This is a genomic window from Lysinibacillus capsici (assembly GCF_020217405.1).
Taxonomy (GTDB): Bacteria; Bacillota; Bacilli; order Bacillales_A; family Planococcaceae; genus Lysinibacillus; species Lysinibacillus capsici.
Genome location: NZ_CP084108.1, coordinates 2,687,179 through 2,702,540 on the forward strand (window position 1 = coordinate 2,687,179; position 15,362 = coordinate 2,702,540).

Annotated in this window: 12 protein-coding genes and 1 pseudogene; 6 read left to right on the forward strand and 7 right to left on the reverse strand. The window is 34.5% G+C overall.

Annotated elements, in window-relative coordinates:
• Window positions 1-29: 29 nt before the first annotated feature.
• Together pbfA and LCP48_RS13280 are read right to left on the reverse strand one after the other, a co-directional pair.
• Window positions 30-1,400, reverse strand: coding sequence for a (R)-1-hydroxy-2-aminoethylphosphonate ammonia-lyase (gene pbfA, locus LCP48_RS13275; RefSeq protein WP_225340269.1), 1,371 nt, complete (start codon window positions 1,398-1,400; stop codon window positions 30-32).
• Between the two features lie 810 nt (window positions 1,401-2,210).
• The gene (locus LCP48_RS13280) at window positions 2,211-2,795 is read right to left on the reverse strand and encodes a type II toxin-antitoxin system HicB family antitoxin (protein ID WP_004225119.1); all 585 of its coding nucleotides are present in this window, start codon (window positions 2,793-2,795) and stop codon (window positions 2,211-2,213) included.
• Window positions 2,796-3,361: 566 nt separating this feature from the next.
• Here LCP48_RS13280 and LCP48_RS13285 point away from each other — a divergent pair.
• A pseudogene (locus LCP48_RS13285) lies at window positions 3,362-4,117 on the forward strand (glycosyltransferase).
• Window positions 4,118-4,350: 233 nt separating this feature from the next.
• On the forward strand, window positions 4,351-4,797 hold the full coding sequence (locus LCP48_RS13290) for a GNAT family N-acetyltransferase (protein ID WP_004225115.1): 447 nt from the start codon (window positions 4,351-4,353) through the stop codon (window positions 4,795-4,797).
• A gap of 224 nt (window positions 4,798-5,021) precedes the next feature.
• Here LCP48_RS13290 and LCP48_RS13295 read toward each other — a convergent pair whose 3' ends face one another.
• Window positions 5,022-5,333 carry a hypothetical protein gene (locus tag LCP48_RS13295; protein WP_009370389.1) on the reverse strand — a complete coding sequence of 104 codons (312 nt, stop codon included), beginning with the start codon at window positions 5,331-5,333 and terminating at the stop codon, window positions 5,022-5,024.
• Window positions 5,334-5,604: 271 nt separating this feature from the next.
• Between LCP48_RS13295 and LCP48_RS13300 the strand changes: the two genes are divergently transcribed.
• Window positions 5,605-5,805, forward strand: coding sequence for a hypothetical protein (locus LCP48_RS13300; RefSeq protein WP_004225113.1), 201 nt, complete (start codon window positions 5,605-5,607; stop codon window positions 5,803-5,805).
• A 440-nt stretch (window positions 5,806-6,245) separates the two neighbouring features.
• On the opposite strand, the gene LCP48_RS13305 is transcribed toward LCP48_RS13300, so the two are convergent.
• The gene (locus tag LCP48_RS13305) at window positions 6,246-6,947 is read right to left on the reverse strand and encodes a TraR/DksA C4-type zinc finger protein (RefSeq protein WP_225340270.1); all 702 of its coding nucleotides are present in this window, start codon (window positions 6,945-6,947) and stop codon (window positions 6,246-6,248) included.
• A gap of 955 nt (window positions 6,948-7,902) precedes the next feature.
• On the opposite strand from LCP48_RS13305, the gene LCP48_RS13310 reads away from it, so the two are divergent.
• Window positions 7,903-8,085 carry a hypothetical protein gene (locus tag LCP48_RS13310; RefSeq protein WP_004225108.1) on the forward strand — a complete coding sequence of 61 codons (183 nt, stop codon included), beginning with the start codon at window positions 7,903-7,905 and terminating at the stop codon, window positions 8,083-8,085.
• Window positions 8,086-8,209: 124 nt separating this feature from the next.
• On the opposite strand, the gene LCP48_RS13315 is transcribed toward LCP48_RS13310, so the two are convergent.
• Window positions 8,210-12,337 (reverse strand): chitobiase/beta-hexosaminidase C-terminal domain-containing protein, encoded by a 4,128-nt coding sequence (locus tag LCP48_RS13315; protein ID WP_225340271.1) that lies wholly within the window; start codon window positions 12,335-12,337, stop codon window positions 8,210-8,212.
• Between the two features lie 823 nt (window positions 12,338-13,160).
• Window positions 13,161-13,670 (reverse strand): ClbS/DfsB family four-helix bundle protein, encoded by a 510-nt coding sequence (locus LCP48_RS13320; protein WP_004225105.1) that lies wholly within the window; start codon window positions 13,668-13,670, stop codon window positions 13,161-13,163.
• Window positions 13,671-13,903: 233 nt separating this feature from the next.
• On the opposite strand from LCP48_RS13320, the gene LCP48_RS13325 reads away from it, so the two are divergent.
• Together LCP48_RS13325 and LCP48_RS13330 are read left to right on the forward strand one after the other, a co-directional pair.
• The gene (locus LCP48_RS13325) at window positions 13,904-14,107 is read left to right on the forward strand and encodes a hypothetical protein (RefSeq protein WP_004225104.1); all 204 of its coding nucleotides are present in this window, start codon (window positions 13,904-13,906) and stop codon (window positions 14,105-14,107) included.
• Window positions 14,108-14,269: 162 nt separating this feature from the next.
• Window positions 14,270-14,731: a DinB family protein gene (locus LCP48_RS13330; protein WP_225340272.1), complete on the forward strand. Its 462-nt coding sequence runs from the start codon at window positions 14,270-14,272 to the stop codon at window positions 14,729-14,731.
• A gap of 465 nt (window positions 14,732-15,196) precedes the next feature.
• On the opposite strand, the gene LCP48_RS13335 is transcribed toward LCP48_RS13330, so the two are convergent.
• Window positions 15,197-15,358 carry a hypothetical protein gene (locus tag LCP48_RS13335; RefSeq protein WP_004225101.1) on the reverse strand — a complete coding sequence of 54 codons (162 nt, stop codon included), beginning with the start codon at window positions 15,356-15,358 and terminating at the stop codon, window positions 15,197-15,199.
• Between the last annotated feature and the right edge of the window lie 4 nt (window positions 15,359-15,362).

Genomic DNA, 15,362 nt, shown 5'->3' on the forward strand with positions numbered 1-15,362 from the left:
GCTTCAGTCTAGTAAATTGTATAAATTCTTCATAAATCTATATTACTTTCTAAAACCTCCTGGATAGATTGTTCCAAAATATCCATTGCCAGTTCTAATTGATGTTCCTTAATGATAAGTGGTGGAGTGAGAGTAAGCACATTTCCTTGGGATACTTTAAAGCTTAATCCCTTTTCCATACATTTATACATTACTTGCTCTGCTTCAGATATAGCTTTTTCTTTCGAATGGCGGTTTAATACTAATTCTACTCCGTATAAAAGACCGATTCCTCGAACATCACCTATAATTTCATATTTTTCTTGCATCTTTTTAAGACGTATTCTCATATAGTTTCCTAATTGATTAGCCTTATCAATTAATTTAAAATCCTCGATATAATTAAGAGTAGCCAATGCTGCTGCACAACCTAATGAACTTTTTTCATGAGTGTAATGACCGAGTGCAATATCTTGGGCAACATCAAGGTCTCCTTTTACGAGCATCGCTGCCATTGGAAATACGCCTCCACCCAATCCTTTTCCCAATAAAACAATATCTGGAATAACTCCAAAGTTTTCAAAAGTGAACATTTTACCTGTTCGCCCTAAAGCTGTTGGAATTTCATCAAAAATCAATAATATATTGTTCCTATCACAAATATTACGTAAACGTTGATAGTACTCTTTTGGTGGGATATGCACGTCTGTACAACGAACAGGCTCTAAAATAATTGCACCGATTTCATTTTCTCTTTCAAGTACATATTCTAAATAATCAAGGGATTTAAATCTACCATTGTCATCATCAAACAAACCACGATATGAATTGTAAGGAGCTATATGCAGACTCCCTGGCATTAAAGGACCCATACCGTTACGGAAGAGTGCTTCTCCTCCAACTGAAATAGCGTCTAAAGATGCACCATGAAATGAATCCCACATAGATATAGTTTTAAATTTACCTGTTACCTTTCTAACAAGTTTTAAAGCCATTCCAACAGCTGAAGTTCCCCCAGGAGTCAATAGTACTTTATTTAAACTTTCTGGTGCAATGTCAACTAATTTTTTTGCCAACTGGATCGCAACTTTATTTGTATAACGTCTTGGTGAGAATGGAAGAATATCCAACTGCTCTTTTACTGCTTGAATAACATACTCATTACCATAACCTATTTGATGAACATTATTTCCGTGAAAATCCATATACTTTCTTCCATCTATATCCTCTATGTAAATTCCATAGCTTTTTTCAATAATATTTAAACAAGGAGTAGAAAGAGATTGATGTAAATAATACTTGGAGTCATCGTTTAAAAGCTCAAATGATTCTTTGCTCAAGTGTTTTCCTTGCCATAAAGAACGAGTTTTTGTTAAATTAATGTCCCCCTCTGTTCTTAAAACTTCAATGTTTTTTTCCATTATTTCTTCTCCTCTCATTGTAGGAAATTAATTCTTTTACCTAAACAAAATAACATATGTTTTTTAATTAGATATTAATATCTTGTAAATCTTTTCACCTAATCACATTTATACGTAGTTGTTATGAATCAATAATAATAACCTACGCTCATAGAACACTGACGAATCAAAGGCGAGAAACTTTGCTCGATACTTACTTTTCAACCCCCACGAAGGATGTTTTGATTATAATTTGTTTATAACGATTTTTTCTCTAACAATAAATTGTGTTTGCCTTTTAAATGGTAAAAATTTTTGTCGAATCTCCAAATGCGAAAGTAAAGCTGCATGAGCACTTGCTTCATCTTTAATCATTGGTATATGTTTGCTCTCAAAACCACACCAAACTCTGCCCTCTCGACTCGAAGTGTTTTGGCTGTTTGACGCAGTTTTCAAAGCAAAAGAAAAAAGCATCATAAAGCTATTACAGCTATTACAATGCTTTTATAGTTCTTGTTTAGACAGGAATAAGTTAAAGTAGACAAGGATTCGCACCTTGTATGGTAATTTTCATGGTATCACGTTTATGCCCGATCTTGCTGGAGCTTCAGCGCCCTATACAAAGAGCCATTAGCTACACCACTACATTACGTCTACCTATTCCGCCACTACTCCTTTACATCAGCCTTACTCCTACCGAACCTACCTCCGAGTTCACAATACAAATTTTAGATCACAAACGATCGTTCATGTTTTACATTTGTTCCTTTTGTTTCTTTTTCCTTGTTGAATTGAGTACCTATTAGTTCAATGAAAACCATGTAGATGGAATCATTTATTACCACGTTGCTTTAGTATTACATTTTCAACATATTGGCTGAATTTCTCCTCTGCATCGGAATAAAATTTGACACTAAAGAGCAAAGGGTCCATAGGGTATTTAAGTTTTTTTTGATTGGGAGAATCAAAATTATCATATTCCACTTTCGTAGAATAATCTTCAAAATAAATGTCCCACATTCCTTGTTCATTTTTATACCCAATAGCTTCAATATAATCATCATTTTCTTCGTCATAATATGTGATATGCCAATGACGACCTTTTAAATGCTCCTTTATTTCTTCAGCATATGGTTCAAATGATGTCTCTATCTCCACTAATTCCATCCCTTCGGAAAGGTCATTTCTATTTAAATAGGAGGGTTCAGGAAGCTCTTCATTGTCATAAAGGATTCCAGCCAAAGTGTAAGCTAAATCCTTTTTGGCATCTTGTATTGCTTTATGTCTAGTTTCTCTTCTTGTTAATGGATATTCCCATCCATTTTCAAGAAACAGAGTAGGGAAATAAACACAAAATATTCCTTCATCATCTTGCTGTATGAAAGCCGGATAAATTAATCTATCGAGATTTACCATAGCTACACATCCTTTAAATACTCTATTTCTTTATAATAAATTATTTTAGGCAAATTGTAATGATCAAATCTCAACTGAAACGCTGCATTATTTGAAGCAAAAACGTCCCTAAGCGTCGTTGGTAAACATTTCTTAAAAGCTTGTTATTCAACAATCTGGACCTTAATTGAAAACGAGCGCTGTTTTTTGTAACAGAATCCCGCACGATTGAGAAACAACTTTATTGTTACTCAGTAAAATCCACCTTTCAATAAAGAGAAAGCAAAAGGGTTATCAGGCAAATACAAATCATGTGACGAGTAAACAATAAATACTAGGTACTCAATTTTATATGAGCGTCTGATTATTTTTGTTGATCTTATCAATGCAACAGATAGTGAACCTTGCAATAGCTTTGGCTCTAGCCACGCCACTTTTGGTTCTGGTTACAATTTGATTAGCGCTTTTAGCTGTTATGAAGTCGCTATATTTTGAATATATTGTTATGAAATTTCCATAAAATAATTTATATGTAAATGATATACTTTTATTAAGTACTAATTATAATAGGGGAGAGGGATTTTTCTATGTCCGAAAGCAAGCAATTTATTAAGGATATAAATGAAAATAATGTGAAATTTTCCGTAATCATACCCGCTCACAACGAAGAAAAGTACATCGGGGGATGCCTAGAATCAATCGTCAAAGCTGCACAACTTTATAAAGATCAAGTAGAAGTGATTGTTGTGCTTATCGTTGTACAGATAGAACAGAGGAAATTGCAAAGTCATACAATTGTGTAACATTGATTAATGAAGATAAAAATTTATCCAAAATTAGAAATGCAGGAGCAGCACTAGCAAAAGGAGAAATTCTAATTACAATTGATGCAGATACTCGAATGACTGAACACTTGTTATCAGAAGCTGAAAAGCATCTAGCATCTAATCAATATATTGGAGGCGGCGTAAACGGAAATTTGAAAGAATTTCGCTTGGAATCATTGTTTCTACCTTTCTCTTGATTATTCCCTTATTGTTTAAAGATTGATTTCTGTAGGAATTTTTTGGTGCTATCGAAAGGACTTCCAAGCACTAAAAGGTTTTAATGAGAAGATGCTGATGGCTGAAGATGCTGATTTTGCAAAACGATTAAAACAATTAGGTAAAACAAATGGTAAAAAATACGGAACAATAAAAAATGGTATGATTACTTCTTGCAGGCGTTTTGACCATTATGGGGACTGGATTTTACTTAAACGACCTAGTATGATTTTAGCTTATCTAAAAGGCAATAATCATAAGGCTGCAAATGAAGCCTATTACGACAATCAAGCAAGATGATAACGAGTAGACTCAATTGTCTTATATAAAAACAGATACATCTATGGGCAAATTAATGGAATAGCACTTACTAAATTACAGTAAGATATTGAATATAATTACTTGTTTTTTATACTTTTAAGGAGGCGTTGTCGATGAGAAATTATTTATACTTGATTGGGCGAAAAAACAAGGGGATAACGTTTCAATAGCCCATAAACTACGTGATTCCCCTTCAAAGGGAGCGTACCAGATTGAAGAAAATTTATTTAAAGCCTATTGATAAAAGTAATTGGGAAGAAGCAATTAGATTATCTGTTAAAGAAGAACAACAAACATTTATTGCATCCAATCTTTATTCTATTGCAGAAGTTCAATTTCTAGATAATTTCTATGCAAAAGGTATTTTTCTTGAGAATAAAATGATAGGATTTACTATGTTTGGTATAGACCCTGATGACCATAATTATTGGATTTATAGACTTATGATTGATGAAGAATTTCAAGGTAAAGGTATAGGTAAACAAGCAATATATCAGGTTATTGAAGAGATAAGACGAAATAATACTGCAAACGTTTCTTTAATAATGATTGGATATGATCCTGAAAATCTTACTGCAAAATTTGTCTATAAAAAGGTAGGATTTATTGAGACTGAATTATCATCTTGGGGTGAACAATTAGCTAAGTATTCCTTGTAAGCACTTGATTTTACCACAATGAATATTTAGACTATTAAATTAAAGGGTCAGATTGTGGAGTAACATAAATAGGAAATGATTAAACCTTTTATAAAAAAATGAACCAATTTCATTATTAAGAGCGTGTTTTGATCAATTTTTTACAAAACACGTTCTTTTTATGTTGCTTCTTCATTTAAACTCCCTGCTAGTTTAGTATAAACTCTCAAAATTCAGTAACATTATTATATACTAATATACGTTTTACATTCCTCCACAATCTGGCCCGATTGTGGAACATTCTGACTCAAAATATTATTTCTTACTCTAAAAATTGTCGTACTAGATAATCTCATTTGCTTTCCAATTGCACGCATGCTATTCCCATCTTGTAATCTATGAAAGACTTCAACCTCTCTATCCCCTTCTACAAATGGAATGCAGTTCTGCACCTCTGCAATCTTATGCTCATATTCCTTAATCCGATAATTTCGCGAATATACACGACGTTCTATTTCTTCTACCTTCGCTACCAGCTGCCGTGCTTCCTCCATCATTTCAACCATCCATCGATAATTCTCAATCCACTGAAGTAAATTCTCTTTTGCCCTTTTAACATAGGTTTGCCCTCCTAAGTTGCGTTATAATGACTTATCTGAATAGCCTAAAAGGGCATAAACCAATTTGAGCTGTGGCGAGTGATGACGCTGTGCTTTTTTTAGTTACTGTGTAATATGTTCATATTGTGCAGTTGTTTGTTGTATTCGTGTGAAATATATCAGGTTTTTTATGCTATAATTTACATACATTACATAAAGAGGTGATATTATGGAAAATAATAAATTAGTTTGTAAGACTTGTGGTAAGGATTCCTTTATAAGCGGTCAAGTTGGTGGTAATAGTAGTTCGGGTAATATAAGACCGATTGGTTCAAAAATGGCTTTTGGTTCACCAATTCTTATGACTTTTTGCAAAAACTGCGGAGAGATTGCATCACTCAAAGTTGCTAATCCTAAAAAATTCATATAAAACTTCTGTTTAGGGTCACTTCCAACCTAGTGACCCTTTTTCGTTTCTTTCTTTTCAACTAATCTCTGCTACGGTTTTATCAATCTTTTCTTGCCATTTCTTCTTTACTTACATAGTCAATACTCCGTTGAACGTAACAATGTTCACTTTTGAATTATTCATTTCTATGACGAACAATTTCAATTGCTTCGTTCAGTAATTCATCATCCATCGCTGGCAAATGCATCTATTGTGGCGAGTTCCTTGCGACTTGTGAAAGAGCGACACCATGTTATTGTGGATGTAGGTCGTTGGTCTGTTTTTCTCTATATTGAGGTTATTGTAAATACCAAAGGACCTACCTCCGCGTTTACATCATATTTTTCTTATTACAAAACATGCTGCAAGTTTTACATTCGTTCTAAACATTTTATTAAAGCACTCATTTATAACAATTGCGACTATCTTTTTGAATCCCACATTTCATCCTCTAAATAATCAAATTTTCTCGCGTGTTCTACTTCCTGAATGGAAACTTGGCGTGTTAGTTCATCTGTTTCAGAGATATGGTATGAATCCCATTCGTCATTAACGGCAATTTCTTCAGGGTCTTCATATAATTCATCATAATCTTCAAAATCCCCTTCAAAATCGGAAGGTGTTTCAGAAGTTCCATATTTCGCCACAACTTGAAACATATCTTCATAATCATGAATATCATCCTTGTCATCTCGGCCAGCAAAAGAATTGTCTACTGGAGGAAGCATCACTTGCTCTTCAACCGGTCGATCTGTTGGAACGTCTTTTGCAGTATGTTCAATACAAAAAGAGGTATAAGGCAGTGCCACCAATCGATCATACGGGATATCTTGTTGACAAACTTCACATACGCCATAGGTACCATCCTCAATCTTTTGTAAGGCCATATTTACTTTTGCTAACTCATCATTGTCATGGACCTTTAACGCCATATCTTTTTCACGCTCGTATAATTCGGTACCCAGATCTGCTGGATGATTATCGATTGTTGACAACTCATCAACTGAATCCCGTAAACTATCTCGTTCTAAATAATCATCATCTGTATCCATTCTTCGTTGGAGCGAGTGTTTTTGCTCAATTAACCTATTTTTTAGCTTTGATATCTTCTTCTCATTTAGCATTGTCATCACGTCCTTTTCATTATTATGAACGAATTTGATTGAATTATTTGTTTGTAAGGATAAGTTTAAAGACAAAATACTCTTTAATAAATATGCCAAATATAATTAGTTTAGCGTGCGTGCGAATATGGATATATTATATCCGCATGTTTTCTATGCCCTTTTACATTGTCCTAAAAGTTATTGTCTTCGAATAAAATGCCATTACATTTGATAATTGGAGGCTATTTATGAGTTATTATTATCATTATATTTAAAATAATGTTCAGTAACATTCCTTTGTTTTTATGACACTCACCAATGAAAACAGAGAATAGGTTAACTAAAAACACAATTTGTGTTAACCTATATACATACCATTATTTGGAGGTGAATGTGTTGACTGACAAAAATAAAATATTACTTAGTTCGGTTGGCAGTTTGGCTTTATTTACTTTAGGAGGATATAGGATATTCACTAGCAACTTAGAAGCTATGTCCATACTAGTAGCCTATATTTTCTTTATTTATGGATTTATAGGCTTTGTTTTTAATGTAGTAAAGTTGTCAAAAATCCCACGTACTTAGCATTGCTTCGTTGCGATGCTTTTTTCGTTTGCCATAGTCCCTGCTTTCATCTGCACAAAAGTATGATTTAGTCGGGTTTTTGCTCTAAGGAAATTGGAAGGGAGAAAAATAGAGGGATGCTTTTCTTGATAGTTAATATAAATAGCGATTTTTCTAACATGATATTTACTACCATCTAAACTTCTATAAATACTTTTAAGTGGGGTATACTTATAAATAGTTTTATACATTGCATGAGTAGTTACTCTTATACATACAATGCGTCCCTCATTTACCTCCAACTGAAATAATTGTATTGAAAGAAAGGTTGGATGCTAATCTTTGTTTAAAGAATCTGCTTTTGGAGTGGAGTAAAAATTAGTGCTTATTTAAATAAGGGGATGATCGATTGAAAAATATTTCTGGTTTGATTGGATTTATTTTTATTGCCTTTGGCAGTTTACTAATGAATATCACTGAAAATGGAGAGACATTTACAAATGTAACATTCAAGATTTCAGGGTTCTTTGCTTTAATTATCGGTTTAAAATTTATTTTTCCTAATATGGGCTTTATAAAAAGTAAAAAATAACCAAGTAATCATATGGACACTTGGTTATTTTTTGATTAATCAACAACTTTTCAGTGTTATAGGTTAATTGCAAACAACCCAGCACCAAATCAATATAGACTAGTGCTGGATTGTTTTTTAGATACTACTTAAATTCAATTTCCTCTGCCGAAGCCCCTTTAGTATACGTAATGGTCGCTCCATCAGGTAAATTTCGTATTTCTTTTATATTTTTTCCTTCGATAATAATTTCACCAATTTTCGTACCTTTAAAGTCAATAATCGCATTTCCTTTTTTGGGACTAATCGTTACTGTTTTATCTGCAAATCCTTCCCCATGGAATTCAGCATATTGACTAAATACTGCAATTCCATTTTTAATTTTCGTATTTTTCCCTAACGATAGCGAAATGCTTGGGCGATTCATTATTAATTTACCTGTTTTGTAGTTATCATAGTTGTAAACATTTTCAGGTGTTATTGGTGTGGGTATTTCCTCATTGTCTGCTTTCAAATCAATTTGAACTAATACTGGGTCATGATCTGATGCACGGCCTTGTGCTTCTGTAAAGTTCGCATTTATATGAATCAAGTCAATTTCTGTAACGTCAGCAAGCTTATTCGAAACTAAAATATGATCCAACACTTGATTGTTTCCTTGGAAGAAGTACGTAAAACGATCTTGCTCTGGGGCTTTATCTATCATATTCGTTAAAACATCACCTTTTAACGTTTGAAGAGCTGGTGTGAATTCAAAATCGTTCATGTCCCCTGCTACAATGATATTTAAATCTGGATTAATGGCAAGTCCTTCATCCATAAAATCATTGATGGCTTGAGCAAGTTGAATACGTTTCTTAACTGATTCTAGCACTGGTGGCTGAGTTGGTCCCCAAAGTGAACCATCTCCCCCTTTAGAATTTAGGTGAGCCCCGATAATCACTACACGTTCTTTCTGAAATTCAAATTCGGCTGCAATTGGTTTTCGTGTATCTACAAATTTTGATGGATCAACAAAGCCAGGATTTAAAGTAAGGCTTCCATCTGCTGTCCACGTATTGGTTTGGTCACCCATCCCTTTTATACCTGACACTAATGAAACACGATTTGGATTATATAGGTAGCCTACACGAATATTACCGCCAGGTGCACCACCTACTGTATTGTTAATTGGCATGACATCAATCCAATCATACGCAGGACCACCCGCAGCTTTAATTGCATGAATTAATCGCATATAGCTTTCCGATGCATCTGCATTTCCTGAATCAGTTTGTCCATCATTATCTTGAACTTCGACTAATGTAATAATATCTGGTGATTTCATATTATTCACAAAGGTCGCTGCTATTCTGGCCACTTTTTCGTTTGATGTATTGGCAGGATTATTTGAAAAGTTTTCGATATTATAGGAAGCGACATTTAACTTGTCCGCTACTGGTTCAAGATGCGTCACCTCTTGCTGAAGATTCGCTTTTGTCACTTCTGGGAAGACTTTATTTGTGTTCAGTCGATAGCCATCTGTAAAATTTTCTACAAATCCGATAAGGGCATCATTAAAACGATCACCTGAATCATAGTTTTTCCCTGCTACCCCTTCAAGCATAATTTTTTCTGGGTTATAATCATCGGCCGCTATATTTAAACCGCCATTCACATTGAATGTATTATTTGTCGTGCTCGGTACAACAATTGGCGAATCGTTATTATAAATCGGTCCTATCACTCTCGCATCTGGGAATGATACCAGCATATACTCGATAGATTCCCAAAAATCGATACCATCTTCTTGTGGGTCAAAAATTGCAAAACTATCATTATCGATAATTTTATTTGGTGGCAACAGATCCTCCCCTATCACAAGGGCTTCTGGAATTCCTGCTGTACCTGTTTTTGTAATATTTGTTGCTGCAATTTGTGTATCTGTCAATCGAGAGTTGCCACCAGCCTCTACTACATTTCCTGATATGTTAATAACGTCCCCTACTGCTACATTATGTCCTGTCTTGTTTACTTTGATAGCAGTTGATTTTACGCCATCAAATGACGACTCGTTTTCTTGCATAATGAAGCTAGTTGAATTTAAAACGAATGTTACAATTCCCACCACATCATTTACTGTTAAATCAACATATGGTGATTTATGGCTTGCCCCTTGAATATCGCTAATCTTGGCATTTTTAGTATCAATAATTTCATAAACAAATGTAGCAATTGCACTGTTTGTTAAACCTTCTTTCACTGCAATCGCTTTAAGCGTCATTGGTTTATTAACAAGGATTTCCTCTGTATACTTTGCACTAGCTGTTGTTGGCGTTGAGCCATCCACTGTGTAATAAATCGTAGCTCCTTCCGTCATTGTAGAAAGGGAGACTTTCGTGCCAGCTGTTACGCCCCCTACGTGCGAAGCTTTGATATCCTGCACCTTTGTTACATCTTCAATAACGCGAAGTGGGAGCAATTGGTGGTTTGTATATTGACCAACAATTCCTGTAATTTCCCCATACGTTTTTCCACTCACTAAACCAGTGTCTCTTGTTTTATCGTAAATAGCAAATGGGCCTACTTCATCAGTACCTGTAAAGTTTTGACCCGAACCAGTAACGGTAACATTTTTAAGTGAAACTAGTTTCGATTCATTGTCTTCTGTGACCTCATTACTTTTAATAAGATGTGGCTCTGGTATTGTCGAAGGAACAGGCATACCGACAAGTGAAATATTCGTTAATTGCTTTAGACCGCTATATTCATCTACGCGTCCTTGCACCGTCACCCGATCACCGACATTTGCGGCAAGACTATCCACAGGATAAATGGCTATCGCCGCCCCATCTTCATCTTGAATGTGCGCTGTAGCTGTTTCTAATTTGGCTGTCACGATCCCTGATACGATAACAATTTGCCCGATTTCTTTATTACGAGCTTCCGTAATGGATATAACGGTTGGCTCTTCTTTAACTGTATAATTAAAGGATGCAATGTCACTATCATCTAGGCCTGTTGCAGTAGCAAATGCTTTTATAGTCATGGCTTCATTTACAACTATCCCTGCTGCTGCATCATACACCTCACTAGCTACTGACGGTTCAGAACCATCGATTGTGTAATAGATGGTTGCATTTGGGATATTTGTAGACAATGCTACTTTTGTTCCTGCATAAACTTCGCCTGTTGCTGGTAAAGCCTTAACTTTCTCTATTTGTGTTGGCTCATAGTTTGATACTAATTGGAAGCTTTCCGCGCTTAACGTTTTTAATTGATAGGTCCCGTTAAAAATTGACGCAATCCCTGTCACTGTGATGATATCATTGTTATTGAAACCATCTGCTTCAAACTGAGAGAACTGATAGCCTGTGCGGTTATCATGGCGAATTAACAGTTCGTTATTTGCTGCATCGACTGCTTTAAATTCAAATGTACCATACGTACCAGATGGCGCTAAATCTTTAATCTTCACATTTTCAAGTGTGATTAATCTACCTTGTGTGCTATCATCTGCAATCGGAAGAGTCACTGTTTGCGGTTCAGGTGCTGTCCCTGTAGAAATCCGTTCAATTGTCGGTGAATTAAATTGAACTTCTCCACTATATAAACTAGTTTTCCCTGTGATGCTGACAATATCTCCAACAGCTAAGCTCCCTGCTTCTGCAGAACTAGAGAAGACATATACCCCTGCTGTCTTATCCTGTACATAGAAGGCCTTGCCTCCCCAGCTACCAGGTGTTGTCGTAACCGTCCCTTGAATTTTTACTGTGCTGTCTGTTCCAACAGCTGCACGAGCTTCGGCAATTGTTGCTGTCTCGGGAGGATTTGGTTCAGTAGTATCGTCCCCAACAAACTCCATTGAAGTTGGTGATTTTAGCCCTGCATGGTTACCAAAATATTTTTCCAGTGAACCTGTTATTCTAACTTTTTTCCCAAGATTACTTGGGTTAGTAAATAATCCAAAATTGGCTCTATAGGAGCTTGGTAATTGAATATACAGCATTTTCGTGACATCTGTTTCATCTGGTGTATCAGCAATCGCAATATTTGTGTCACTATCTGCTATCACAGAATAAGAAGTTTCGCTTTTGGCGAATCCTACTATATATCCCTCTACAGTAACATTACTCTTTACTGCGGTTGGATCAAATTGATTGACCGCTTCCCCCACTCCAATAGCTTCTGTCGTTTCGGCCTTTACAACTGTGAAGTAAGGTGAAATCATAGAGATTACAAGTAAAAATGATAACGCTATTTTAGTAACGACATTACATTCATATTTCTTCATTCGCTTAGCTCCTTATGATTTTAATCTAAAATAATCTTTTCCTTAGGTTTTACATGGAAGTTATTATTCAATTACTGTATTCCCTTCAACGGTTAACCCATTTAAAGAGAGGGTACATTTGGCGCATAAATGATTAAATCCCCCGAAATAGTACCTGTACTACCAGATGGCATTAAAGAAATTCATATTTAAAGCTTCTCCAACATACAGATGATTAGTTTTTTTCGGGTTTAAATATACCATCATGGAACGATCATTAAATTATTAATCTTTTTATAAACTTGTGGCGAGCGCTGTACATCCTTGTAATCAGTGCTACTACTACCACTGAAGCTGTTAATGCGTTTCAATATATTTACTCATACTTAGAGTAATCCCTCCCTGTTTAATAAAGATAAGTTTTAAATCCTATTAACACAATTACTGGTAATTATCAAACAATACCAAAATATTGTTTAACATAATAATTTTAACAGAAAAATAATAAATACTTTGTTATTTAATATGAATATTCTAAATTCTATGTAAAACAGTACATATTTATCTTTTACAATAGTCATTAGAATAGTAGTTTTATATTATGTAATTACATTTTCGTATGTATAAAAGCGCTAATGTACCTACTCAGCTCCATCAGGCATAAATACAGAAAGATTGTTTCCTGCTCATTCCCTACCACCTTCTTCTTATGAAGCATCTAGATACAGTAAAACGACTCATAGCCCATCACACTTGTTGTCATAGTGGATAATAAAAAGCCTTCCATTTGTGGAAGGCTAAAGTAAATTCGTTTGGTTTGTTATAGTAAGGAACATTCAATTTTTTAAAGGTTCATCTTCTTCCATTTACGAATTTTGGTTCTAAAATTTGTAAATGGAGCAACTGAGTTAATATGAACCCATTTCCAAACAGGCCAATTAGCTTGTGTTTTTGCCCATCGTCTTTGGTCAACTTCAAATAACTCCTTTTCTGAAAGGGTATTTAACCACTCACATAAATGATTGACAGCTTCATTCAGCATGGATTGTTGTTCCTTCAAAGAGTACTCTCCGTATTGTTTATAAAAAGAGTTATACAATCCACTTAGATTATTCCATTTATAGCCTTCTGCAGGTGTATGTACTTCTTCTCCCTTTTGTTCTTTTTGCTCCCAATGAAGCAAAAGATTTATCCATCCAAGTTGATAAGAAAGATTTTCAGACGGCGTTTTATCAACTTCTTTCATCCGTTTATTTTTTAAGATTTCGGGTATATCATTAAATTCGGCAATATATTTTTTATACTTTTCGTCAATCGTACTAATTAATTCTTCTTTGTTGGCATACTGTCTCACTCTATTTCCCTCCCTACCATCTATTTCTTCATGTTCAGTCTACCATAATGCAAATACACTAATTTTTACATTTTATTAAAAAGTTGTTATTTGATAAGTGTTACCTTCTATCTTTTCAGTGGATGTATAAGTAACCAAAATTTACACACACTAACCTTTAGTGTATTACCCATAATGAATGAACAGAGGGTTTTATTTCTTATGTGTGATGATTAATAATAGAGGTGCTTGAAGTGACTACATTCGGAAAATGCTTATATATCGCATTCTTTATCATCATTTTTTTATTTACAACCATTTGGAATTATATTAAAAATGGTCATTGGGCTTTGCTAGAAAATTTATTCTTTGCCTTTTGGGTGGCCAGCTTCTTATTCATGGCATTACTACTTAGAAGTAAAAAAGAAGAATCGAAAAAAGCTGAAAATAGAAGCTGATTTACCTGTTTTAACTGACTAGTGTTAAAATTCTCATCTGTATTTGCTGTAGCTCTAATAAGCTGCAGCTTTTTTATTGTTGCACTAAACTAGTATTTTATCCGTACATTCAAACTTAAAATGTTATACTATTCAAAAAATACTTTTAGGAAGGAAACGTGAATGATGGAGGCTAAGACCATTTTGTTAGATCAACTTTTAGCTAATGCAAATGACCCAAGTTGGTATATCTCATTTTCTGAAGTCGTAGAAGGGCTATCTGAAGCAGAAGCCTTTTGGAAACCCGATTCTTCTAGCCATAGTATGGCTGAAATTGTCCAACATCTAATCTATTGGAATGAAATTTGGCAAATACGGTATCGAGAAAATCAAGTGAAGGCCCCTTCGCAAACAAATAATGCAAATACGTTTCTAGTTAAAGAGGAGGTAACTTTCAATGAATTAAAAGAAAAATTATTACATATCCTACTTAAGTGGCAAGAATTAATTGAGGAAGAGCAACTTTTATCTCTCGTAAATGGGTTACCTGTGAAAGCGCAATGGTGGGCTATCATATCTAATGCCGCTACCCATAATGCCTATCATATTGGACAGCTCGCCTATTTACGTAAAATGGAAAAATAGACATTTATATGCTATACTCTTAAAATAGGACTACTGTTAATAGTCCTATTTTTGTTTGCCGCCGCTTATTTAACACAAATACCACCAAAGGAAGATGCATGTGAGCCTAGAAGAAATTACACAGATCTATTCATTTTACTTCTTCACGACACCAATTTTAGTAAGATTAATTGTATTTAATTTTATTTTTAAAGCCCATAAACATACTATGGTTATTGTATTGGATGCGATTGTTTTAATATCAACCACGATTTGGTTAATATTGATTAGAGATGTCATTCTCCCTCTGCCTTCGTTAACTTTAAATGTATTTAGTGTACTTTACATCCTTTTGATTATTGACATTTCTCTCAATTATTATCGCTTAAAAAGGAAGCGTCCTTGAAGTAAAATGCCCAATTCATACATATAAACAAGCTCCAAATAAAAGAAAAAAGCATCTCTTTTCAAGATGCTTTGCTCTTACTATTGGGGCAATTCTTCTGGTGTTTTCTCAAATTCAAGTATATGTCCATCAACTTTTGCTCTTTCTAGTTCCTCAATAAATTCTTCCTTACGTTCATCAAGTCTGGAGTCAAGTGTGTTTTGATAACCCGGAAATAGATTGTAATCTACTGGTTTCCCCATAAGT